This window comes from Sporomusa sp. KB1, from assembly GCF_007830295.1.
In the GTDB taxonomy this organism is placed as follows: domain Bacteria; phylum Bacillota; class Negativicutes; order Sporomusales; family Sporomusaceae; genus Sporomusa.
On the sequence record NZ_VLKC01000002.1, the window covers coordinates 2,693,040 to 2,717,481 of the forward strand.

The 24,442-nt window shown below is 43.9% G+C and carries 18 protein-coding genes; all 18 read left to right on the forward strand.

Features of this window, described 5'->3' with window-relative positions; all coding sequences use genetic code 11:
* Positions 1 to 90: 90 nt before the first annotated feature.
* The 18 genes from SALPA_RS16160 (at position 91) to SALPA_RS16245 (ending at position 24,351) form a co-directional block, all read left to right on the forward strand.
* The gene (locus tag SALPA_RS16160) at positions 91 to 1,665 is read left to right on the forward strand and encodes a histidine kinase (protein WP_145096169.1); all 1,575 of its coding nucleotides are present in this window, start codon (positions 91 to 93) and stop codon (positions 1,663 to 1,665) included.
* Positions 1,666 to 1,700: 35 nt separating this feature from the next.
* Positions 1,701 to 3,266 carry a response regulator gene (locus SALPA_RS16165; RefSeq protein ID WP_145096172.1) on the forward strand — a complete coding sequence of 522 codons (1,566 nt, stop codon included), beginning with the start codon at positions 1,701 to 1,703 and terminating at the stop codon, positions 3,264 to 3,266.
* A gap of 47 nt (positions 3,267 to 3,313) precedes the next feature.
* Positions 3,314 to 4,213: a 4-hydroxy-tetrahydrodipicolinate synthase gene (gene dapA / locus SALPA_RS16170; protein WP_145096175.1), complete on the forward strand. Its 900-nt coding sequence runs from the start codon at positions 3,314 to 3,316 to the stop codon at positions 4,211 to 4,213.
* 106 nt (positions 4,214 to 4,319) lie between these two features.
* Positions 4,320 to 5,108 carry an IclR family transcriptional regulator gene (locus SALPA_RS16175; RefSeq protein ID WP_145096178.1) on the forward strand — a complete coding sequence of 263 codons (789 nt, stop codon included), beginning with the start codon at positions 4,320 to 4,322 and terminating at the stop codon, positions 5,106 to 5,108.
* 102 nt (positions 5,109 to 5,210) lie between these two features.
* Entirely contained in the window at positions 5,211 to 6,101 is an 891-nt protein-coding gene (locus tag SALPA_RS16180; RefSeq protein ID WP_255451233.1) for an acetaldehyde dehydrogenase (acetylating), read from the forward strand.
* Complete coding sequence (dmpG, locus tag SALPA_RS16185; protein WP_145096184.1) at positions 6,098 to 7,108, forward strand: 4-hydroxy-2-oxovalerate aldolase; 1,011 nt, start codon at positions 6,098 to 6,100, stop codon at positions 7,106 to 7,108. Before SALPA_RS16180 ends, dmpG begins: the two co-directional genes overlap by 4 nt.
* Positions 7,109 to 7,243: 135 nt before the next feature.
* Complete coding sequence (ilvD, locus tag SALPA_RS16190; RefSeq protein ID WP_145096187.1) at positions 7,244 to 8,923, forward strand: dihydroxy-acid dehydratase; 1,680 nt, start codon at positions 7,244 to 7,246, stop codon at positions 8,921 to 8,923.
* A gap of 64 nt (positions 8,924 to 8,987) precedes the next feature.
* Entirely contained in the window at positions 8,988 to 10,913 is a 1,926-nt protein-coding gene (locus SALPA_RS16195) for a sigma 54-interacting transcriptional regulator (protein WP_145096190.1), read from the forward strand.
* Between the two features lie 219 nt (positions 10,914 to 11,132).
* Positions 11,133 to 12,380 carry a four-carbon acid sugar kinase family protein gene (locus tag SALPA_RS16200; protein WP_145096193.1) on the forward strand — a complete coding sequence of 416 codons (1,248 nt, stop codon included), beginning with the start codon at positions 11,133 to 11,135 and terminating at the stop codon, positions 12,378 to 12,380.
* A 139-nt stretch (positions 12,381 to 12,519) separates the two neighbouring features.
* Positions 12,520 to 14,265, forward strand: coding sequence for a dihydroxy-acid dehydratase (gene ilvD, locus SALPA_RS16205; RefSeq protein WP_222428022.1), 1,746 nt, complete (start codon positions 12,520 to 12,522; stop codon positions 14,263 to 14,265).
* Positions 14,266 to 14,374: 109 nt separating this feature from the next.
* Positions 14,375 to 15,226, forward strand: coding sequence for a 3-methyl-2-oxobutanoate hydroxymethyltransferase (gene panB / locus SALPA_RS16210; RefSeq protein WP_145096199.1), 852 nt, complete (start codon positions 14,375 to 14,377; stop codon positions 15,224 to 15,226).
* Positions 15,227 to 15,262: 36 nt separating this feature from the next.
* The gene (locus SALPA_RS16215) at positions 15,263 to 16,561 is read left to right on the forward strand and encodes an MFS transporter (RefSeq protein ID WP_145096202.1); all 1,299 of its coding nucleotides are present in this window, start codon (positions 15,263 to 15,265) and stop codon (positions 16,559 to 16,561) included.
* Positions 16,562 to 16,646: 85 nt separating this feature from the next.
* Positions 16,647 to 17,423 carry an SDR family NAD(P)-dependent oxidoreductase gene (locus tag SALPA_RS16220; protein ID WP_186451093.1) on the forward strand — a complete coding sequence of 259 codons (777 nt, stop codon included), beginning with the start codon at positions 16,647 to 16,649 and terminating at the stop codon, positions 17,421 to 17,423.
* Positions 17,424 to 17,577: 154 nt separating this feature from the next.
* On the forward strand, positions 17,578 to 18,366 hold the full coding sequence (locus SALPA_RS16225) for an electron transfer flavoprotein subunit beta/FixA family protein (protein ID WP_145096208.1): 789 nt from the start codon (positions 17,578 to 17,580) through the stop codon (positions 18,364 to 18,366).
* A gap of 14 nt (positions 18,367 to 18,380) precedes the next feature.
* Entirely contained in the window at positions 18,381 to 19,556 is a 1,176-nt protein-coding gene (locus tag SALPA_RS16230) for an electron transfer flavoprotein subunit alpha/FixB family protein (protein WP_145096211.1), read from the forward strand.
* A 62-nt stretch (positions 19,557 to 19,618) separates the two neighbouring features.
* Entirely contained in the window at positions 19,619 to 21,013 is a 1,395-nt protein-coding gene (locus tag SALPA_RS16235) for an FAD-binding oxidoreductase (RefSeq protein ID WP_145096214.1), read from the forward strand.
* A gap of 278 nt (positions 21,014 to 21,291) precedes the next feature.
* Positions 21,292 to 22,959, forward strand: a complete 1,668-nt coding sequence (locus SALPA_RS16240) for an ATP-binding protein (RefSeq protein ID WP_145096217.1) — start codon at positions 21,292 to 21,294, stop codon at positions 22,957 to 22,959.
* Positions 22,960 to 23,184: 225 nt separating this feature from the next.
* Positions 23,185 to 24,351: a GNAT family N-acyltransferase gene (locus SALPA_RS16245; RefSeq protein ID WP_145096220.1), complete on the forward strand. Its 1,167-nt coding sequence runs from the start codon at positions 23,185 to 23,187 to the stop codon at positions 24,349 to 24,351.
* The last annotated feature ends 91 nt before the right edge of the window (positions 24,352 to 24,442 follow it).

Genomic DNA, 24,442 nt, shown 5'->3' on the forward strand with positions numbered 1-24,442 from the left:
TTTGCCATCAAAAAATGCAGGATTTTTACTAGTGAATGGGTAAATATTTAAGGGTAACAAACTTGTTGGGAAAGTGCGAGGTAATTATAAATGACCATTGATATTGCTAACAAAATAAAAGAAACTTTTCAGGTAAATATTGTTAGTGATCAGCAGTTTGGCTGGGGAGAACAACATTGGTTGCAATTAGAACCGGATAAATCGAAAACCCAGCCGACAGTATCTGTATCAACGGTATATCCTGGCGGTTCACAGTCACCGCATGTGCATTCCGGTTATATCGAGATTATCATTGGCCTTGATGGTATGACTACTCATTGGTGCGACGGCCGGGAAATCAAACTGGAAAAAGGTAGAATCAGCTATATCAGTGAAGGAAGTAAGCATCGTATAGTGAATGATTCATTAAAGCCGATTTCTTTTCTTAGTATTGTCTACTCCACGTTTCCTAAGCCATTAGAAGAGGGGATTATTGGCAAGGACATTGAGCTTAGTGAAGTGGCCAAGCTGATTAACCTGGATTCTATTGTTGAGAAGTTTGCGCAATCAGTCCAAATGACAGTGACACTGATTGATGTAGCTGGCAATTTTCTGACAGATAAGAACAATTTGCCTGAGATTTGTCAATGCTGTGTCAATGAACAATGCGGAAACTGTATTTTGAATACGACAACTGTAACGCCGCCTTATTTAGAACAGAGGATTTTTCATTGCAAATTTGGCGTTTCGGCAATCCAAAGCCCCTTTATAATTAATAACAGGGTATTAGGCTATCTAGGTTGCGGTTACGGAAGGATGTCAACAAATATAACCCAGGCAGAGGCAACTCCAGGCAATTTTGCAGCCGACAGTGCCCAGGAAGTCTATTTCAAGTTGAACTTTATTCACCGCAATCACCTTAATTCGGTTGCTGAAACTTTGTCATTAGTGAGTGCTTCGCTTGTACAACTAATGGTTAACTCCATGAAGGAAAAGGAACTGAGCGACTACCGGATCAATTTATCCCAAGAACGAGAAAAGCAAGCGTTGCTGCATCATTCCCTGAGCCAGGCGCGGCTCAAATTTTTAGAATCACAAGTCAATCCGCACTTTCTTTTTAATACACTAAATACTATTGCTCAACAGGCTGAAATGGATGGCGCCAGCACTTTGGCGTCGTTAACGTACTCACTCTCAAATCTGCTCAGATTAAGTTTGGGTAAAGCTGATTCACTAGTTACAATCGAAGAAGAATTAAGCTATATCAAGGATTACTTGTTTATTCAACAGACTAGGTTTCCCAATAAATTTACGGTTGCTATTGATATAGATTCCACTATTTTAGGAATAAAAATCCCCTTCATGGCGATCATGGTGCTAATAGAAAATTCTATATTGCACGGATTTAAAAATGTTCGCCAAGAAGGACAACTTTTGGTGCATGGGTATAAGCAAGGAAACTATGGCGTTATTGAAGTTCAGGACAATGGCTGCGGAATACCTGATGCCATTGTTGCAGCAGTTCGGGAACTGCCTAATGCTGATTATGATCCGCCAAGTCTGAAAGGTATCGGGCTCAAAAATATTTTCTTGCGGTTAAAGCATTATTATGAAGAAAAATTTGAATTTACGATCAACAAATCATCAGCAGGCGGAACTTTGGCCCGGATTATTTTGCCGTTATAGGTTGTCTTCAACGCGAAGCGAGTGGGGGAAAGCAAATGTACAAAATGATTATTGCCGATGACGAGCCTGCGGTGCGCCAATACCTGCGGTATATTGTTAAACAGTACAATTTGCCTTTTGAAATCTGCGGTGAGGCAGAGGATGGAGAACAGGCTGTGCGGTTGGCAGAATTGCATCAGCCGGAGTTTATCATACTCGATATTAATATGCCGTTGATGAATGGTCTTGAGGCAGCCAGGATTATCAGGGAAAGGCACAAAGAGACAATTATTTATATACTAACTGCCTATAGTCAATTTGAATATGCGCATCAGGCTGTGCAAACTCATGTTGCCGACTATCTGCTAAAGCCTATTAAACCAGCTCAATTGGCTGACACACTCCGCAAGGGTATCGCCAGTGCGCTAAGTCAACGAATATCGAAACAACGGCTTCAACGGTTGGAGCAACAAATTGCCAAAGATAAACCTGTAGTGACACAACAGCGGCTGTTTGAATTATTGAAATCGGACAGTGATAATTCCGGTACTTTGAAATTACTGCAGTCCATCGCTAAAAAAGAAGATTTCAGTCCGGCTGCCGTCCTTTCTGTTTCGTATTGGCATAATTCGGATAGGTCCCAGAGTATTGGGATGGAAGAACGGCTGCTGCAGGAAAGTATGGCTCTTTTGGGGGAACAGGCCATAGTAACCTCGTTTGGTGATGAATTAGTGATGATTTTTGATCGTTGGGATTATGATGTACGCTGTGTATTGCAGACTCAATTGGAAGAATGGGAACGCAAATATGCGATTACGATTTGTGCCGGCCTCAGTTTGGTGGCTAGACCGTCACAAATTGGCAGAGACTATAAAAATGCCAAGAAGAAACGGGAAGCCGGTTTATTTTGGCATCAGCAGGGTTTGCTGGTTATAGACGGTGCCGTAGATGGGCCGCAGGAAATAGAGTGTGAAGATGTTCAAAAACAACTACGGGAGTGTTTACTGGAACGTAAACCAGATAAAGCCAAAACAATTTTCCATCAGTTTTTGAGTGAAGTAAAACAACGCGTTTGTCAGCCTGAATATGTGCATGCCGCAATTATAAAAATTGCCAATAATCTTATTGAAAAGTATGCCGAGTACATTATTTCGGACAATGATGCTAGTTTGATTCGAAAAAATTTCATCAGTCAAGTGAATCAGACAGTTTCCGTATGCGATTTGGAACAATGTTTGTGCAAATTGATTGACACATTGGAGAGTAATGTTGGTTCTTTAGAACAAAACCAGGCTGAGCAGGCGGTAAAATGGGCGATTGAATATATAAATAGTAATTATCATAAAGAGCTTACGCTGGAACAATTGGCTGAAAAATTATTTATTAGTACAGGCTATTTCTGCCGTATTTTCAAGAAACATGCCGGCGAAGGCTATGCGACCTATTTGACCAATATTCGTTTGAAAAAGGCGAAAGAAATATTGCTGACAGGTAACTACACCGTTAATGAGGTTGCTCGCATGGTAGGATTTCGTGATGCCAGCTATTTTAGCAGTGTTTTTAAAAAACACTATCACCAATCGCCCAGTAATCTTGCTGCATCTATACGAGTAGGCTCTTGATTGCAGGTAGCTATATTGGAATTTTAACTAAAACGGAGGGAATAGACATGTTTAGAGGAATATTATCACCAATTATTACTGTTCTTGATGAACAAGGCAGACTTGACTTTAAGGGAAACGAGTTCCACATTAACAGGCTAATTGACAATGGGATTAACGGAATTCTTTTTCTGGGGAGTATTGGCGAGTTTTTTGCTCTTTCGATGGAAGAAAAAAAGGCATTTATCACCTTCGCCATAAAAACAGTAAATAAGCGGGTACCTGTGCTTATTGGGACAGGCGGTACTGTGCAAGAAGAAGTTATTGAACTTACCCGGTTTGCGGAGCAGGCAGGCGCCGACGCGGCGGTAGTTATTTCGCCTTATTATTTCAAACTGGGGCCCGAAACCATCTACCGTTATTATGCCAATCTTGCCCGGAGCACTTCGCTGCCGATTATGCTATATAATTTCCCTGACAGGACGGCTTCAGACCTTACGCCGGAACTTGTTCTTCGACTGGTCAAAGAGTTTGATAATATTGTGGGAATCAAAGATACCGTAGATAACATCAGCCATACGAGAAAGGTGATTCAGCTTGTTAAGGCTCAGCGTCCGGATTTCAGTGTTCTATCAGGCTTTGATGAATATCTGATACCTAACCTAATGGCAGGCGGCGATGGTGTTTTGTGTGGGTTAACCAATATTGTTCCCCAATTGTTTGCCGGTCTTATGAACGCCTATGCTGCCAAGGATTTGGACAAGGTTGCGGCAGCGCAAGCTAAGATTTCCCTGTTGATGAACCTATATGATGTGTCTCAACCGTTTATTGCTGGCATTAAAGGCGCTGTGGCCGCGATGGGAGTTCCGATAGTTCCTGCGGTAAAAGAACCGGCAACTGAATTGACAACTACGCAATTGCAGACAATTCAGGACTTGCTGAAAAAAGCAGCAGTTATCCGGAGTTAGTCTGAAAATATTTTTTGCGGCAATAACCTGGAGAGCAGGAGTAATACTGCTCAATAGCGAAGTATGCAAAATAATCACGAACAGTGGTTGATAATGTCAAACGGAGGTGAGTCTGCTGGCTCGCAAAGAGGAAGGCGATAGAATCATTCAATCGCTATTTCGCGCACTTAAGATAGTGGAGTATGTAGCAGAGCATGGGAATCTTGCTGGTCTAATGGAAATAAGCAAAGGGCTTGACATAAACAAAAGTACGGCCCATGGTCTTATTGCTACTTTGGAGAAATGCGGTTATATGCGTCAGGACCCCAAGAGCGGAAAATATTCTCTCGGGATAAAGGTTTTCGAGTTGGGACAGGCTTATATCACTAATCTTGATTTGCGTCAAATTGCGTTGCCATATCTAAAGGAACTATCACTTGCTTATCAGGAAACAACGCACCTGGCGATACTTTCCGGTGAAGATGTTGTTTATATAGAAAAAGTGGATGGTTTGCGCTCTGTTGGCATACGCTCGCAAGTCGGAGGGCGCAACCCGGCCTACTGTACAGGCGTCGGGAAGGTGCTATTGTCCGGGCTGGATAAACAACAAATCGAAAATTTGTATTATGGCACTGTATTGCAAGAGTACACGAGTAATACAGTGAAAGACTTGCCGGAACTGATTTGTCAGATCCAGCAGGTACGGAAGCAGGGATATGCTTTTGATAGTCAGGAGTTTGAACAAGACCTGCAATGTGTTGCTGCGCCGATAAAGGATAGTTCTGGCACAATTATCGCCGCGATTAGTCTTTCGGGACCGGCTAGCAGGCTGCTGGCTTCGCAAATGGATGGGATTGCCATTGAAGTCGTAAGAACTGCCAAAAAGATTTCTCTTCAATTGGGATTTAGAGACTAACCTGAGGGGGCTTGGAGGCAGGTTTTTTTAAGCGAAAATGAGAACAGTGTTTGACGATATCAAACTAATCTAGTAAGTGTTACAAGAGAGAGGATGATTGATTTGGAGCAAAAGAAATTGCGGGCAGCCATTATTGGCCCCGGTAATATTGGGATTGACCTAATGATGAAGATTCGACGCAGCGAAAATTTGGAACTGGTAATGATGGCAGGTGTTGTTGCCGCATCGGAAGGGCTGAAAATGGCAAAGGAATTTGGTATCGCCACAAGTGCCGAAAGCATTGACGGTGTGTTGGCATATCATGCTAACAACAAGATCGATTTTGTTTTTGATGCTACCGGTGCCAGACCGCATACAATGCATGCGCCGTTGTTAAAAAAAGCAGGGATTTTCGCAATTGATCTAACTCCGGCTGCAGTCGGTCCCTATATGGTGCCGGCAGTGAATATGGAGCAGCATATCAATGAATGCAACGTCAATATGGTCACCTGCGGTGGACAGGCAACTGTGCCGATTGTCTATGCGATTAACCGGGTAGCAGCGGTCGAATATGCGGAAATTGTCGCTACACTTAGCAGCCTGAGCGCCGGTCCGGGGACCAGGCAGAATATTGACGAATTTACCCAGACTACCCGCGACGCATTGGTAAAGGTCGGCGGGGCAAAAAAAGCCAAAGCAATTATTATTCTCAATCCGGCCGAGCCGCCGATCATGATGCGCAATACGATCTACACCAAGTGTGATACCAGTAAAATCGAGAGCATCATTGATTCTGTGCAGGCAATGGTAGCAGATTTGAGACAGTATGTACCAGGCTATCATTTGAAAGTGCAGCCGTATGCAGACGGCGACCGGGTGGTTACCATGGTGGAAGTTGAAGGTAGGGGAGATTACCTGCCCAAGTACTCCGGCAATCTTGATATTATTACGTCCGCCGCCGTGGCTGTCGCGGAACATTACGCAAAACTGAAGTCCGGGGAGGTAACAAAATGAAATCAATTCGAATTTTCGATACAACACTGCGCGACGGAATGCACGCCGTCAGTCACCAAATGACGCCGGAACAAATGGCGACCATCGCTGCCCGGCTGGATGCGGCCGGTGTAGATACTATTGAGGTGGGTCACGGCGACGGTATCGGTGGGTCTTCCATGCAGTACGGTTTTGCCAGAGCTACAGACGAAGAGTATTTTAAAGCGGTTGCCAAAGTTTTAAAGAAAACAAAATTTGCCGTTTTGCTAATTCCGGGGATTGGCACTGTAGAAGACCTGGAGGTTGCTATGGAATACGGTTTGCACACCGTACGGGTAGCTACCCATGTTACTGAAGCCGATACAGGTGAACAGCACATTAAATTTGCCAAACAAAATGGACTGGAAACCATCGGATTTCTGATGATGTCACATATGGCGACACCGGACAAAGTAGTGGAGCAAGCCAAAAAATTTGAAAGCTACGGCGTAGACCGGATCAATATAACCGATTCGGCTGGAGCAATGCTGCCAGCCGAAATCAAAATCAGGATTGAAAGTGTACTGGACGCAGTAGCGGTTCCGGTGGGTTTTCATGCCCATAACAATTTGGGTCTGGCAATCGGCAATACGCTGGCGGCGATTGAAGCCGGTGCAACATCGGTGGACGGAACCGTGCGCGGACTGGGTGCCGGGGCCGGCAATGCCCAATTGGAAGTGCTAACTGCCGCGATGAGCAAGGCTGGTTATGAGACCGGGGTTGATTTTTATAAACTTATGGATCTGGGAAATGATATTATTGATAGTATAATGGACCGTCCCCAGATTATCAGCAATGATGCTCTGGCAATTGGTTATGCGGGCGCTTACGGCAGCTTTATGCTCCATAGCCGGCGGGCAGCTGAGAAGTTTGGGGTAGATGCACGTGATATCTTGCTGGAACTTGGACGCCGGAAAACGGTAGGCGGACAAGAGGATCTGATTATTGACGTAGCCATCGAATTGGCTAAGAAAAAAGCCGCTTTATAATTTTAAGTGAACTTGTTTCAGCATAGCTGGAACATCGGCGGGTTCAGGTGGGGAGNCTACTCCACCTGAACAAACGCCGCCTGCAGAGGCGGGAGTCTTAACTCGCCGCAAAAGATAAAGGGAGGAATTGCTGGTATGGGAAATAGAAGTAATGATATTTTAAACAAACCTGATTGGTGTTTCAACCGGAGCGTATTTAAGTCAGTAGGGTTTTCTGATGATGATTTAAATCGGCCTGTTATTGGTATTGCCAACTCCTGGAATGAACTGGTTCCCGGTCATGCCAATCTGCGTCAGGTTGCCGAACATGTGCGCAAAGGTATCTACCGGGCTGGCGGAACAGTTGCTGAATTCGGCGTTATTGGTGCTTGTGACGGTACGGCCCAGGGGCATGCGGGCATGCACTATATTTTGCCGTCACGGGACTTAATTGCCAATGATATTGAGATAATGGTGGAGGCTCACCGTTTAGATGGTATCGTTCTACTGGGCTCCTGTGATAAGATTGTCCCCGGAATGTTAATGGCGGCTGCCAGGCTTAAAATTCCGGCGATTTTCCTGGCTGGCGGGCCGATGCTTGGCGGCGTAAAATTTGATAACCGGAAATCTGATTTAACAACAATGTCAGAGGCCCTGGGCATGTTAAAAAGTGAAAAAATCAGTGGCGAGAGCTATGAGCAGTTAGAGGAATTATGTGGTCCGACCTGCGGTTCTTGCGCTTTTTATGGCACAGCCAATACGATGTGCTGTATGGCAGAAGCACTGGGAATGTCTCTGCCGGGAGCGGCGCTTGTGCCTGCTGTTTATGCCGATAGGCTGAGACTGGCGGAAAATACGGGTAAGGCGATAGTATCGTTAGTAACTAGCCAAGTCACGGCTGACAAAGTCATTACTTATCAGTCACTGGAGAACGCGATCCGGGTATTGATGGCTACCGGCGGCTCGACAAATGCCGTTTTACACCTGTCGGCTATTGCGGCAGAACTGGGGATTGAGGCTGAGACTATGATGGCTGCCTATGACCGGCTCAGCCAGTCGACGCCGCAGATTGCCAAGGTAAATCCGGCCTCGCAGTACGATATGGAAGACTTTCATCAGGCGGGCGGAATCCCGAAGGTGATGCAAGAGATTCAGCAATTGCTTAATAAGGACAGCATTACCGTAACAGGTAAAACGGTAGAACAAAACCTGGCAGACTACAAATTTAAATATCCCTTTAATCGTAACGTTATCAGTACGCTGGATACACCTTTCGGTACGCAAAAGGGGCTGGCGATCTTACGGGGTAATCTTGCGCCTGATACAGCGGTGACCAAGCCGGCGGCAATCGACCCGGCTATGCATGTGTTCACAGGCAGTGCTAAGGTGTTTGACTGTGAGGAAACCGCTGAAGAGGCAATATTAAATGGCAGTATTACAGCCGGTGATGTTGTTGTAATTCGCTATGAGGGGCCGAAAGGCGGACCTGGTATGCGGGAAATGTATAAAGCAATGAAGTATCTTTATGGTATGGGATTAGCCAAGAAGACGGCATTGATTACCGATGGACGTTTTTCAGGCACAAATAATGGTTGTTTTGTTGGACATATCTCGCCGGAAGCAGCTGAGGGCGGTCCGTTAGCGGCTGTAGAAAATGGTGATAAGATTACCATTGACATTACTAAGGGACTGCTGCAGTTGCATCTTTCGGATGAAGAAATTAGCGCAAGACTGGAAAAATGGCAACGGCCTGAACCTAAATTTACCCGCGGCTATTTAGGAATTTATTCCAAGCTGGCAAGCTCGGCGGCAAAGGGTGCCGTAATTAAGCTTTAAGCAAGAAACGACTGCTGGCGGCAGAGATTATTCCGAGTACCGCGCACGATGGGGAGGATTAACCTTGCAGACAAATAAAATTGCACTTATTGCTCCTAATAAGGATTTCACCTTGCGGGCTCTGGATTTATTTAGTGAATGGGGAGAAAAGATCCATGTGGCAGTGGCCTCACGGGAAGATAGTATTGCTATTGCGCAGCAGCTCAGCGAACGAGGAGCAGATGCACTTATTTGTTATGCGTCCTTTAATGAGACAATAAAAACAACAGTTAACATCCCCACCGTTTCCCTTCGGCCAAGTATGCTGGACATTTTGCGGAGTTTGCAAGGGGTCAAGGAATGGTTAGCGAAAAATGGGAAATGGCCCGGGACGGTAGGGCTAATCGGCGATGCCATTATTGCTGAGGCTGCAGCTGTGGCTGACATCCTGGGAATTAGGACTACGGTTTTGTCTGATATTCAGGACGGAGAACTACCGGAGCTTGCGGCTGTTGTCAGGGAAATTGCGGATATAGCAGACAGTCAGGGCAGTGAACCAACATCTACTATGAATGACATTCCTTGTTTTCCAATAACCGTAGGGCATGAAACCGTGTTTAGGTCGGTACGTCAGGCGCGCGAGTTGGTCTTGGCTGGGCGTGTGGACAGGGTAAAGCTAGAACAGTTTAAAGCCGTCATGGAGTTTACCGGGGAAGGAATTGTTGCCGTTGACAGCCAGCGACAGATCGCCTACATCAATCATACGGCAGAAAAATTATTGAATAAGAGTAAGGCGCAGGTTATTGGCTGCCTTGCCGCCACTATTTTTCCCGATGTAAATCTTGATGATACATTGCGGTATGGACAAACGAGGGTTACAGAAGTGAATGATGGCGACCAGGGATTTACCTGCCGGATTGTACCTATGCTTATCAGTGGACAAACAGTAGGTGCGGTTTTAACAATTGCCGAAGCGCCGTTTTCTGCTAAGGACAAAGATAAGGCGAGTAAGGCTCTTGCTGAAAGTGGTTATAAGGCTACCTATAATTTTGAGGATTTTATCACAGCAAACACCTTCATGAAGGAGACCCTGGAGGCGGCTAAAAGCTATGCTTGTGTTGACTCGACAATTCTAATTAACGGCGATACTGGTACTGGCAAGGAAATTATTGCGCAAAGTATTCATAACTATAGCCAGCGTTGCCGGGGTCCCTTTGTTGCTGTTAACTGTGCCGCTTTGCCGGAAAGCCTGCTGGAAAGTGAGCTTTTTGGTTATGAGTGCGGAGCTTTCACTGGTGCTCGTAAAAACGGCAAGAAAGGCCTTTTTGAACAAGCTGATAAGGGGACGATTTTTCTTGATGAAATAGGTGAAGTCTCTTTGGGTATGCAGGCCAGATTGCTGCGAGTGCTGCAGCAGCGTGAGATCATGCGGGTGGGCGGGGATAAAGTAATCCCTGTGGATGTGGGTATTATAGCGGCAACGCATAGAAATTTGCCTGACCTAATAGAAAAAGGAGTATTCCGAAGAGATCTTTATTATCGCATAAGTATTTTACAGCTAAGGCTTTTGCCGCTTTCGGACAGACCGGAGGATATACCTCTATTAGTCGAAAATATTGCTAAAAAACTTTCAGCCAAGCTATTTAAACAATCATTGCAGTTTAGTGCCGGGGCTATAGAAGTTCTGAGGCGTTATCAATGGCCGGGAAATGTAAGAGAATTAGCGGGTGTTATTGAGCGGCTAATAATTCTAAAAAAAGATACCAATGTGACTAGTGATGATGTAAAAAAAGTTTTAGATGTCAAGGGCTGCCAGGCTGATGGTGTTAGAATGGTACCTAAAGGAACAATGGAAGAAATAGAATATGCCATAATAACGCAGGTTCTGAAGGAAACAGGCAGTCATGAGAAAGCAGCAAAAATTTTGGGGATTAGTACGACAACTATTTGGCGAAAAATAAGACTATTTCAAAATGAAAGAAATGATTTCAATTTGAAACAAATCCAATAAAGCTAATGAAAGCTTAACTAGAAAGCCAGGAATATAGTATTAACTATATTCCTGGCTTTCATTTTGTAATGGTTATACTAGTGGTGTAAATTCAAATTAGTAGTGCTATTTCGACAATAGTCTTGAGATTGCTATGTTTTTGCGAAAATAAAATCGTAATGAAAACTTGGCATGAAAAATGCGTATACTAATATACAGAAATGAGGATGGGGATATATAATGGAGCAGCTAGCGATTATTGCAGATAACCTAACTGGTGCAAATGATGCGGGAGTACAATTTCGAAAATTTGGTTTTAGTACTCAAGTTGTACTCAACCACACAGAACTAACAAACCACTGTACGGGGATCGATGTGATTTCGATTAACACTAACTCACGTAAGCTCTCGGCAGAGGTTGCCTATGACCATGTCTATCAGGTCGGGTCTGCGCTTATTAAACTTGGTTTTCGGCGCTTTTATAAAAAAATTGACTCTACCCTGCGGGGAAATATTGCTGAAGAAATAAACGCAACGATGAAATCGCTGGCTCTTACTCTCGCGATTATTGTTCCGTCCTATCCTGCTCATGGCCGAATTGTCGAAAATGGCTATTTGCAGATTGTACAGGCTTGGGGTGATAACAGCAGTTCGCTTCCTATCTGTTATGTTCCCTCAATAATAAAGCCTGCAGCTGAGATTCCTGTAGCGGTCTTACCATTGCCCGATGTACGGCAGGGTGAGAAAAAACTTATACAAAAATTTACCGAGCTTTACACCGCAGGCATCAGCTTAATTGCGGTTGACGCAGTAACAGATGAAGATTTGCATACTATTGCTATTGCTATCAGTAAACTTGCTATTCCTTGCCTCTCCGTCGGTTCTGCCGGTTTAGCAAGTAAATTACCTATTGCCTGGAAGGTGGTTCAGCAAGAGCATTTGGGGCTGCGGCAAGGAACTATGGTTGTCGCAGGAACCTTGAATCATGTTACTGCTGAGCAAATAATCAGCGTCTTAGATTATCCCAACACCGAGTTAATTGAGATTCAATCAAATGCAATTTATGACGGCAGCGTAGCGGAAGAATTGCAACAGGTGATAGCCAGGGTGGAGACAGTGCTGGATGACGGCAGGATTCCAGTAGTTGTAACTGATACGTTGCTTAAGAATCGTAATGCTGCCGGGGCGCTAAGTTTGTCGATACAAGTGCAAAAGTATGGTCAGATAGTAACCAATTTTCTGGCGGAGATCACCCAAAAAATTGTCAGGAAGCATGGGTTGCGCAATCTTGTTATCTCCGGAGATGGTACGACCACAAGTATTTGTCATACCTTAGGGATTGGATTAATTGATCTCGAACGGGAAATACTGCCTGGTATACCGGTTGGCAAAATAGTTGGCAGTAATTATGATGGCGTGCACTTGGTTACAAAGGCTGGCGGTTTCGGCAAACGAAATTCACTCCGCAAAGTATTGGAATTGTTATAGTATATAGTTCGCAGTAAAGAAGTTTGCAGGTGCAGGTAGGCGGTGTATTGACAACGCTCCACCACTAGCGTTTGACTTTTGCTTTTGCCAACACACCACCCACCTGCAGAAATATTTAACGCATTGTAACAAAAATTTTATGGAGGTTGATTATATGAGTTGTGGTTGCAGTCGGAGTCAAAATTTACGAAAAGTCAATTATCAGGGAGATGGCCTGCGGGCAGGGATGCAGTGGGAGGACGCAGATCTGGGAAAACTTCAGATTTTGATTGATACCGTGCATGGTGACAGCCATCCTGGCAGCAGTCACTTAGGTGGACTTGCTGACGAGGCTAAAATTGGTGTTTATGAATCACAAGGAAAACCGGCCGTGTATGCAGTTACCGATATCTGTGATGGTATTGCTATGGCTCACGATGGAATGAACTATTCCCTGGCTAGCCGGGAAATTATGTCATTCATGTTTGAAATCCACGCCTTAGCGTCACCTTTTGATGGCAGTATTTTCATGGCATCTTGTGATAAATCAGTGCCGGCGCAATTAATGACTATGATGCGGCTGGATATGGCTACTATCCATGTTACCGGAGGCTCCATGCTCAGCGGCCCTAATTACATGTCTTCCGAAATTCTCTATGGCGCAGGCGATAAGTATGCTAAGGGCGAGATGACAGAGCAGGAATTAATGTATTATTCCCGTAACTGCTGTCCCAGCGCCGGTGCTTGCCAGTTTATTGGTACAGCAAGTACGATGCAATGTATGTCAGAGGCACTTGGCTTAGCCTTACCAGGCAATGCGCTGGCTGCTGCGTACACTACCCATCTGACCCGCTTTGCCCGTAGAGCCGGACGGCAAATTATTCAAAATGTAAAAGATTCATTGATTCCCCGTAAATTTATCAGCAAAAAGAACTTCATGAATGCATTGATGGTTCATGCGGCACTGGGCGGTTCAACCAACGCAATGCTGCATTTGCCGGCAATTGCCCGCGAAGTGGGAATTGCTATTGAGCAGCAGGAGTTTGATGCTATTAACCGTGAGGTTCCGGTGCTTGTCAGCCTCAAAACAGGTGGGCAATGGCCGACAGACTTGTTCTGGTATGCAGGCGGCGTACCGGCACTGATGCGCGAACTGAAAGATATGCTGTATCTTGATGCCATGACGGTTACCGGCAAAACTGTTGGTCAAAATTTGGACGACCTGGAAGCTGTTGGTTGGTTTAATGAAGTAAACAGCTATTTAGCCAACTATAAAGTTCAGGCTGGCGATATTGTAAAAACCCGCAAAAACCCTGTCAAGCCGCAAGGGAATATCAAAGTTCTCAAAGGCAATCTTGCACCAGAGGGAGCAGTCATTAAGTTATCTGGTGTTGATGAGGCTATCCACAACTTTATTGGTACCGCAAGGGTGTTTGACTCTGAAGAAGAGGCTGTCGCGGAGCTGCTGGATGGAAAAATTGGTCCGAAAACAGCGATATTCATTCGATTTGAAGGCCCTAAAGGTTCTGGTATGCCTGAAATGCTGCGGACAACGGAAGCATTGTGGAATATGCCGGAACTGTCAAATAGTGTAGCCTTGTTCACTGATGGACGTTTTTCCGGCGCCACCAGAGGTCCGGCTGTAGGTCACATTGCTCCTGAAGCAGTGGAAGGCGGTCCCATTGCTTATCTGGAAGATGGCGATATGATTAAGATGGATGTTGCCGCCCGCAAACTTGATATTGTCGGTATTAAAGGCGAATCTGCTACTCCCGATGAGGTAGCGGCGGTGCTGGCAGAACGCAAAAAGACGAAGGTATTCCCGGTGAAAGAAACAACACCATTACTAAGAATGTACAAGAAACTAGCTCGCACCTGTACGGAAGGTGCAGGATTGGATATTTAAGGCATTATTTGCTTTTTCTGGTGACTAAGTCCGACTAACTTCAGCTGGGGTACAAACCTCATCTGAAGTTAAGTCTAGCTTTATAGAAAAAATGAAAAGAGGCGGTATTATGGCAAAGAAAACAATTAATGATTTTGCTCAAATGGTGGAGAATGGTGAGAAGATCGTATATCTTACGGCTTATGACTATCTCACTGCCAAAATGGAAGAAAAAGCTGGCGTTGATATGATCCTGGTTGGCGATTCCCTCGGTATGGTAAGCTTAGGCTATGATACCACTTTTCCGGTAACTATGGATGACATGATTCGCCATTGCTCAGCTGTTCGCCGTGGCGCACCGAATACCTTTATTGTTGGCGATATGCCATATATGTCTTACCAGACTTCCAATGAGCAAGCTATCGCTAATGCCGGCCGGTTCATAAAAGAGGCCGGTGCCGACTGCATCAAACTCGAAGGCGGCGGTCCGATGATTGCTGAGCGGATTAAAGCCATCCAGCAGGCTGGTATCCTGGTTATGGGCCACATCGGCCTGACACCCCAGCTTATGGGGCAAATCGGCGGTTACAGAGCCCAGGGTCGCAGCTCGGCTGCTGCCATGAAGATTGTCAATGAGGCCAAAGCGGTTGAAGCAGCAGGTGCCTTCAGCATTCTGGTAGAGGGTATTCCTACTGCTGTAGGCAAAGCCATCACCGAAAGAGCCGGGATTCCCATCCTGGGTATTGGCGCCGGTTCGTATACTCACGGTCAATTGCTGATTTATGCGGACATGGTGGGCATGTATGATAATTTTACACCAAAATTTGTTAAAAAATATGCCAATGTTGGTGAAGTCCTGGTAAATGCATTTAAAGAATATACGGCAGAAGTCAGACAGGGTCAATTCCCGATTGATGATGAACATACCTATAAGATGAGTGATGCCGAAGTCAAAGAATTTTTAGCGGCGTTGGACAAATAATATATAATAAGAGATAATAGAAAAGAGGGGGATATTATGGTAAGTGCAGTTGAAGAAAGAACAATAAGCAAGATACGCTGGAAATTGCTTCCCTATTTGATGTTGCTGTATATCATGGCGATGATTGATCGGGTAAACGTTGGGTTTGCCGCATTGCAAATGAATCCGGATTTGGGTATAACCCCCAGTATGTTTGGCTTTATTGCTGGTATCTTTTTTATCGCCTACTTCTTTTTTGAAGTACCTAGTAATGTTATTATGCACAAAATTGGAGCACGTGTCTGGATTACCCGGATTCTTATTAGCTGGGGCTTGGTAACTGTATTTACAGGCTTTGTTCAAAATTCAACCCAGTTTGGTATTCTGCGTGTTTTGCTTGGCGCTGCTGAAGCTGGTTTCTATCCCTGTATTATCTTGTATATGACCTTCTGGTTTCCTGGCAAGCACTTTGCTGGTGCTGTTTCCATCTTTATGTGCGGCATGGCATTGGCAAACATTATAACCGGGCCGATTTCCAGCTGGATTATGGAGAATGTTCAATGGATGGGTTTGGCTGGTTGGCGCTGGTTGTTCGTGTTAGAAGGATTCCCTGCTGTACTGCTCGGAGTTTATAACCTCTTTGCAATGGTTGACCGTCCTGAACAAGCAAAATTCCTGGACAAAGAGGAGAAAGAATGGCTTCTTGGCAGACTGAAAGAAGAGCATGAAGCAAAAGCTGCGTTTGTACCTGAGAACAAATGGCATGTATTCAAAATGGGCAAAGTTTGGCATCTGTCCTTCTGTTATCTGTGCTATGTTATTGCCTTATATGGTTTGGGATTGTGGATGCCCCAGATTATTAAGGGCTTGTCGAAAGAACTTAGTCTTACCAACATCGGGTTAATATCCAGCATTCCTTACTTTTTCGCCGTAGTCGCGATGGTGCTTGTAGCCCGTCATTCGGACAAGACCGGGGAACGCAAGTTTCATGGGTCGCTGCCGATCAGTATAGCTTTCTTTGGCCTGATTGGTTTAACAATGACAAATGATTTATGGGTTTCTATGGCGCTTATTTGCGTAAGCCAGATAGGCATTTACTCTTTTGTCGGTACTTTCTGGGTTTTTCCTAATATGTACCTGACAGAGGCCACGGCGGCAGTCGGCATAGCCATCATTAATTCGACAGCTAACCTTGGCGGTTTCATTGGACCTTATGTCGTAGGCTTCCTTAAGGAAATCAGCGGCGGATCTACCACCTTGAGCATGTACTTCCTGGCATCTTTCGCCATTATGGGTACAATATCGGTATTAGCTCTTGGCAAGTCGCCCGCAGCGGACAAGATAGGAACAAAATAGTCATCCTAAAATAGAAGGAAACAGAACAAAGGGTTGTGAGGAAATTTTCTCACATCCCTTTTGCCTAATTATGGGAGGGATAAGAATGGATTTACAACTGACAGGAAAAGTAGTAGTTATTACCGGTGGTACAGCCGGTATTGGCGCGGCTTGTGCCACAGCCTTTCTCGCTGAGGGTTGTCGGGTGGCAGTATGTGGCCGCAGTCAGGATAAACTGGATGCATGTAAGGCCGATATGGCGGCACGGGGATATGAACTTTTTGTTTATGTGGCTGATGTCGCAAAACCGCAGGAACTTGAGGGATTTGCCCAACACGTGTATGATAAGTATGGAAGAATTGATGTTTGGGTGAATAATGCCGGTGTTTCTCATAAAGCGAAACTCCTTGAAATGTCCGCAACTGACTGGGACAATGTCCTGGATATCAATTTGAAGTCGGTATTTTTGGGCGCACAAATAGCGGCGCGGTATATGCAGAGAGGCGAGGGGGGTGTTATTTTAAACGCATCTTCCTATGCCGCAGTTATTCCGTCAGCAGGTGGTGGGGCTTACGCTGCGTCGAAGGCAGCAGTTTCCAGTTTGACGCGGACGTTGGCTGCCGAGCTGGCACCTTATAACATTCGCGTGAATGGATATATCCCCGGTGTTATTGCTACCCAGATGAATGCCAGGCGTCTTGCCGAACAACCGGAGGCAACATTGGGGCAGATTGCGCTCAACCGGGCTGGTGATGCCAGGGAAGTGGCGGCAGGAATCGTCTTTCTCGCATCCGGGGCTGCCGGTTATATTACGGGAATTGATTTGGAAATAAGCGGCGGAAAATTTGCTGTTCAGATTCCGGGTGAACCCTGGAATTGGTAAAACAGATCAAAAAAATCGCCATAAAAATCAAAAAATTCTGAAGGGCTATTATCATCTTATGTATAATCTATAAGTATAAGCAAACAAATAGTAGTTATGTATGCTGCATAATGTCATTTTAGAAAAGGTATAGATTTAGTGAGGTGACTATATTATGAATATCATTGTTTGTATTAAGCAGGTTCCGGGAACATCTGAAGTGGAAGTAGATCAAGAGACAGGGGTGTTAAAAAGAGAAGGCATTGATTCGAAGATGAACCCCTATGATCTGTATGCTATTGAGACCGCGATTAAGATGAAAGAAGAAAAGGGTGCCAAAATTAGTGTTGTAAGCATGGGCCCGCCTCAGGCTGCCGAGATTATTCGGGAAGCCTACATGATGGGTGCAGACGAAGGCGCACTGATTTCGGACAGGGTGTTTGGCGGAGCTGATGTATTGGCTACTTCCTACACTATTTCCCAGGGAGTACAAAAATTTGGTCAGTATGACCTTATTATTTGCGGCAAACAAACAACCGATGGTGATACGGCCCAGGTAGGTCCGGAACTGGCAGAGTTTCTTGGAATACCCCATATTACCAATGTAAAGAAGATTGTAGAAGTAAAAGAACACTCCATTATCGTGGACATGGACATGCCCCATGCCGTACAAACAGTAGAAGTTAACTATCCCTGTCTTATTACTGTGGAAAAAGATATAAACCAGCCTCGCCTGCCTTCATTTAAACGGAAACTGGCGACAAAGAACCAAACAATACCGATGTATAGTTTTAAGGACTTTACCGATCAGAATGAAAATAATTATGGCATCAACGGTTCACCGACCCGGGTTATAAGGATATTTGCCCCTGAAGCCAACAATGACCGTGAAATGTGGAAAGATGCTCCCGACGTATTAGTCGACCGTTTGACCAATAAGTTAAAAGAGTTAAAGTACGTGTAAAGGAGGAAGCAACATTGGCAAAAATAGTTATAGATCAAGATAAAATTACTAATCCGGAAGCAATACTTGAGCTCTGTCCCTTTGGCGCGCTGGAGTGGGATAACCAGTATTTAAGTATCAATGCTGCTTGCAAAATGTGCAAGCTGTGTGTAAAAAAAGGACCCGCAGGAGTATTTAGTTTTATTGAGGATGAAGTTGTTACTGTTGACAAAAGTCAGTGGCAAGGTATTGTGGTATATGTTGATCATATGGAAGGCAATATTCATCCGGTAACACTGGAACTTATCGGCAAAGCTAAAGAGCTTGCCGCGAAAGTCAGCTATCCGGTGTATTGTCTGTTTATGGGGCATAACATAACAGGAAAAGCCCAGGAACTGCTGCAATATGGTATCGATGAAGTATTTGTATATGATGATGAAGCGCTAAACGATTTTCGCATTGAACCCTATGCTGCCGTTTTTGAAGAATTTATCAATAAGGTAAAACCATCAATTGTGTTGGTCGGTGGAACTACAGTAGGCAGATCCCTGGCGCCCAGAATGGCGGCAAGGTTTCGTACCGGTTTGACGGCAGACTGCACAGTGCTGGATGTAGATGAAAATACCGATTTAGCCCAAATCAGACCGGCCTTTGGCGGCAACATTATGGCTCACATCGTTACACCCAATACCCGTCCCCAGTTCGCTACTGTCCGGTACAAGGTGTTCTCGCTGGCCGAAAAAACAAACAGTCCTACAGGAAAAGTCACTATCTGCACTATTCCGCAAGAAAACTTGATGTCGCAAATCCGGGTTTTACAGGTTAAGCCCAAGGAAAAAGTGAAAAGTATTGAAGATGCTGAGGTGATTGTAGTCGCCGGCGGTGGCATCAAAAGCCAAAAAGATATGGAAATGCTGCAGGTATTGGCAGATAAGCTCGGCGGTATGGTCGCCACTACCAGACCTTTGATTGAAGCAGGCTTTGCCGATGCCAGACTGCAAATCGGCTTAAGTGGCAGAACTGTAAAACCTAAACTGATTATTACCTGTGGTGTTTCTGGCGCAGTGCAGTTTGTTGCCGGCATGGATAGTGCGGAAAATATTATTGCTATCAATACTGATGAGAATGCACCGATCTTTAATGTGGCTCATTATGGGATAATTGGCGATCTCTACAAGATTGTGCCAGACTTGATTGAGCGTTTAGCCTAAGGCAATGAGTAATCTCGCAGGGAGCTTCCTTATATAAATTAGTTGCGTTAGAGGTGATAACTATGAATTATAAAAAAATTGACAGTCAGGATATAACGTTTCTCATATCTGTTTGCGGTAAGGAGCGGGTCTTTACCGGAGAAGAAATTCATGAAAGTTACAGCCGGGATGAGTTGGTAAATGAACATTTGTACCCGGAAGTAGTTGCTGAGGTTTTAAGTACTGAAGAAATTTCAAAAATCATGAAATATGCCTATGAAAACAATATTCCAGTCACTCCCCGTGGCCAGGGAACTGGTCTTGCAGGTGGCGCAGTAGCGATTCATGGTGGAATCATGGTAAGCACGGTTCGCATGAATAAGATATTGGAGCTTGATGAGGAAAATCTGACTTTGACCGTGGAACCTGGCGTGCTGCTTTTAGATATTGTGAAGTTTGTCCAAAAAAATGACCTGTTCTATCCGCCTGATCCTGGTGAAAAAAGTGCGACAATTGGCGGCAATATCAGCACCAATGCCGGGGGGATGCGAGCTGTTAAATATGGTGTGACCCGGGATTATATCCGTGGTATTGAAGTAGTACTGCCTGATGGTCAGATTATGACACTGGGCGGAAAAACTGTCAAAAACAGTTCTGGCTACGGTTTGAAGGATATTATCATTGGTTCAGAGGGTACACTGGCGATTGTGACCAAGGCCATACTGAAATTATTGCCGTTGCCCAAAAAATCGTTAAGCTTGTTGGTGCCTTTCCCGGATTTGGCACAAGCCATTGAAACAGTGCCCAAAATCATCAAGTCCAAATCCATCCCCACAGCTATTGAGTTTATGGAGCGGGAGATCATCCTGGCTTCAGAAGAGTTTTTAGGCAAACAGTTTCCCGACAAGTCGGCTAACGCTTATTTGTTGCTTACTTTTGATGGCAACAGCAAAGAAGAATTGGAAGAAGCCTATGAAAAAGTCGCCCATATTTGTCTGGAGGCTGGCGCAATTGATGCGCTGATTTCGAATACGCAGGAGCGCCAGGACGCAATATGGTCAGCGCGGGGAGCCTTTTTAGAGGCAATTAAAGCATCTACCACAGAACTTGATGAATGTGATGTTGTTGTTCCAAGAGACAGGGTCGCCGATTTTGTTAAGTTTAATGATGAGCTCCAACAAAAGATCGGGATTAAAATAAAAGGCTTCGGCCATGCAGGTGACGGCAATTTACATGTTTATGTGCTAAGAGATCAGCTTGAGGAAAAGGAATGGCAGGAGAAATTAGCGCAGGCCATGGACGCTATGTATGCCAAAGCAAAAGAATTTGGCGGCGATGTTTCTGGCGAACATGGTATCGGCAGTGCCAAAAAACCTTATCTGGAAGCCACCAAGGGGTGCGAATACATGGAACTGCTCAAACGGATTAAATTGGCTTTTGACCCGAAGAATTTATTGAATCCAGGCAAGGTTTGTTGATTTCGCTGGTTCCAAATGGACTGTAACCTATAAATTAAATAGTAGCAAAATGAAGTAATGTAAGCAGCCTTAGTTTGAAGTTTTATCAGACTAAGGCTGCTTATTTCTTTGTCAGGCTAATAGACGACAACACTAATAGCTGACGTTGGACTATCAAGTCGAATCATGTGGGAAAAACAATCTAAAAGCGTAATTTACCCCAAAAGAAGGATATTCGCGTTTTGTAGAGAATAACCAACTTGATAAAATTGTAAATATTTTGTTTTTATAGGAGTAATATGGATTATATATATTTATCTGTAATGGGTTCATTGATTGGGACACTGGCGATAGTTCTAGTTTCCATATATCTGTATGTATTATACCACGCACGTTATATGGTGATTTGGGCCATAAGCTGGCTTGTCTTGCTCTTAAGGAATGCTATTTTTGATTTAGGTGTTCTCCCCTGGAAAGAGTCAATCCTGGGCTTGACTGTTTATTTAATACTGACATTTGTCTTTGTCTTTATGATTGTATGGAGTACTTACAGCTTTGTAAACAAGCCGCTTAATAAATGGTGGCTTTATGGTGCTGTCAGCATTTTCATTATAAGTACTGTATTAAATTTTCTACCTGTATCCTTGCTTTATAAATTACTACTCTCTGTCTATATTTGCTGCTTGGCAGGCATATGGGTTGGGTTAACTTTTATACGTAGTCCTAAAATACCGAAGTTTGGCGGCTTAGTTATCGGCTATGCCTATATCTTATGGAGTTTTCTTAATCTCTCGTTTCCTTTTATTGGAAGTGGTTCATTGTTCTTTCCCTGGGGTTATGTTCTTGGTGGTACATTGCGAATAATCATTGCTGCTGGCACTTTGATGTTATTCTTGGAAAAAGCTAGAAAAGATTTAATAAAAAAGGAAATTCAATATCGACGATTAGCGGAAAATGCTATTGACGTTATTTATTATTGTCAGTTACTGCCAAAAATAAAAATCGAGTATATAAATCCTTCTGTATTGGCAGTTACAGGCTATTCTCCTGAGGACTATTACGCTGACAATAAGTTAATTTTCAAGCTAATCCATCCTGATGATCATTTGCTGCTTGACGATTTTATTAATAATCTGCCGCACTCCATTGAAGTACCGTTGACAATACGATTGGTAAACAAAGATAAAACCACCCTCTGGCTTGAACAAAAATGTGTTCCTATTTACGATGAAAAAAACCGCCTTGTAGCTTTGGAAGGCAGTATCCGCGATATCACTCACAGAAAAAAGCTAGAACAAATGACCGCCTTATTTGACCGGATGAGTATGGTAGGCAGTATGGCGGCAACTGTCGCCCATGAAATTAGAAATCCGATGACCACTGTGCGCGGGTACTTACAGTTTCTTGGGAAAAAGGAAAAATATCAAACCGATAAAGAAAAATTTGGATTAATGATTGCTGAGTTAGACAGAGCTAATAGCATCATCCGTGAATATCTCGCTTTATCTCATGATAAAATGGTTAATTTGCAGAAATGCTCGTTAAACAATATTATTGAAGCGTTATTTCCTTTGATTCAGGCAGATGCTAACTCTGCCCAGGTTTATGCAAGCTTTGACCTTAGCGTCATTCCCGAATTGCTGCTGGATGAAAATGAAATTCGCCAATTGCTGCTGAATTTAGTGCGAAACGGCCTTGAAGCTATGCCGGCAGGGGGAAAGCTAATTATCCGCACAGCATTGTTAGAAAGCAAAGTTGTTTTATCCATTAGTGACCAGGGTTCAGGAATACCCCCGCAGGTACTAGAACACTTGGGTACACCTTTCTTTACAACGAAAGATACAGGCACAGGGCTGGGGCTTCCAATCTGTTACCAAATAGCCCACCGGCACAATGCCAATATAAAAATTGATACCAGTGAACAAGGAACGACATTTCTTGTTTATTTCAGTCAACCAACACCGTAAGAGCTCCAAATTAGCTGGGCCCTTTTTCAGTGAGTAAAGTCTCCTGAAAAAGGGCTTTTTCTATGCCGTTATATTATATTTCTACCATATGTATCATTTTTTTACATTTTTAGAGGAATTATGCTTTTTCTTCCGTAGCCCTAATTGAGGGGGTGATAGTTATGAAGACGTAACTTGGGACAAAGTTTTTGTTTTTAAATAACTGTTATGAAGGAGAGGAAAAGTATGCTAAACAATTATCAACAAGCAATGTCCTGCTCAACAGAAAGTCCCGAAGGTGCAATTAAAATATGCATAGCTACAACCCCGGAGGAAAAAGGAGAAATATACCGCTTTCGTTATCAAACCTATATAGAAGAAATGTCCAAGCATCCTGAGGAAGTAGATTATGATAATATGCTACTATATGATGAAATGGATGAATGGGCAGTGCTGTTATATGCCAAAGTAAATTCAGAGATAATTGCCACCAAACGAATTAATATTGGCACCATTGCAGACTTTCCAAAAAAAGTATTAGGTTTTCTATCTTTGGAAACATTTCAAAATTATAATATCGAACACGGAGAGCGCAAATTTGCCTATATTACAAAAGTAATGATCGCTCCCGCTCATCGAAGCTCACCGGTACTATATCTGCTTATTGCAAAATGTTATGAGATTTGTTGCCATAAACATGTACAATTTATCTTTGGTGCCTGCAACTTTCATTTGCTACATCTCTATGAACACCTAGGCTGTCGCAGATATTGTAAAAATTTTCATCATTCTGGCTATGGTCTATTAGCCCCTATTGTCTTACTTATCGAGGATATTCAATATCTTCGTAAGGTACGTTCTCCATTGTATCGCATAGCACGGAAACGAGCAATATTAAACACAAAAGCAGTCGAATGGTTTGATACAATGTTTACCAATAATTCACCCATTATTAATAGTCAGATAATTAAGGAAGAAGAGTTATGGTCTATCCTTTGCAGCCGTTTGAATTGTCTGCCTACTGAGGCTATAACGTTACTGCAGGGATTGTCTGAGGCAGCAGCTAAGAAATTTCTGCACAGCTGCGGTATCGTTGTTCAGTGTTATCCGGAAGATCTAATTACCGTCCAGGGTGATGTTAGTTATTCCTATAATATATTACTTTCCGGCAGACTAAAATCATTGACTTTCCAGCGTCCAATTAAAGAATACATCACACCTGGACAACACTTTGGGGCAAACGGATTAACTGAACACAATAAACACACAGAAGATATTGCTGCTATTAGTTCGGCAGAAATATTGGTGTTATCTGGTATTTGTTTTCAAAAGTTTCACCACTCGCACCCGGATGTCGCCCACAAAATCGTCCAAAACAGCATCAGTTTAACAAGAAAGGGCTACTTAGAATAAATTAAAACATTTTTCTTGTTAGCATAGTTACATGCAACCGCCGTTACGCTTTAGCAAGTGTAACGGCGGTTGTGTTTTAAGGGACTTTTTC

Excerpts from the sequence above, each read along its gene's own strand:
- SALPA_RS16160 (WP_145096169.1), top strand. The coding sequence starts at position 91 with ATGACCATTGATATTGCTAACAAAATAAAAGAAACTTTTCAGGTAAAT.
- SALPA_RS16165 (WP_145096172.1), top strand. The coding sequence starts at position 1,701 with ATGTACAAAATGATTATTGCCGATGACGAGCCTGCGGTGCGCCAATAC.
- dapA (WP_145096175.1), top strand. The coding sequence starts at position 3,314 with ATGTTTAGAGGAATATTATCACCAATTATTACTGTTCTTGATGAACAA.
- dmpG (WP_145096184.1), top strand. The coding sequence starts at position 6,098 with ATGAAATCAATTCGAATTTTCGATACAACACTGCGCGACGGAATGCAC.
- ilvD (WP_145096187.1), top strand. The coding sequence starts at position 7,244 with ATGGGAAATAGAAGTAATGATATTTTAAACAAACCTGATTGGTGTTTC.
- SALPA_RS16200 (WP_145096193.1), top strand. The coding sequence starts at position 11,133 with ATGGAGCAGCTAGCGATTATTGCAGATAACCTAACTGGTGCAAATGAT.
- ilvD (WP_222428022.1), top strand. The coding sequence starts at position 12,520 with ATGGAGGTTGATTATATGAGTTGTGGTTGCAGTCGGAGTCAAAATTTA.
- panB (WP_145096199.1), top strand. The coding sequence starts at position 14,375 with ATGGCAAAGAAAACAATTAATGATTTTGCTCAAATGGTGGAGAATGGT.
- SALPA_RS16215 (WP_145096202.1), top strand. The coding sequence starts at position 15,263 with ATGGTAAGTGCAGTTGAAGAAAGAACAATAAGCAAGATACGCTGGAAA.
- SALPA_RS16220 (WP_186451093.1), top strand. The coding sequence starts at position 16,647 with ATGGATTTACAACTGACAGGAAAAGTAGTAGTTATTACCGGTGGTACA.
- SALPA_RS16225 (WP_145096208.1), top strand. The coding sequence starts at position 17,578 with ATGAATATCATTGTTTGTATTAAGCAGGTTCCGGGAACATCTGAAGTG.
- SALPA_RS16235 (WP_145096214.1), top strand. The coding sequence starts at position 19,619 with ATGAATTATAAAAAAATTGACAGTCAGGATATAACGTTTCTCATATCT.
- SALPA_RS16240 (WP_145096217.1), top strand. The coding sequence starts at position 21,292 with ATGGATTATATATATTTATCTGTAATGGGTTCATTGATTGGGACACTG.
- SALPA_RS16245 (WP_145096220.1), top strand. The coding sequence starts at position 23,185 with ATGCTAAACAATTATCAACAAGCAATGTCCTGCTCAACAGAAAGTCCC.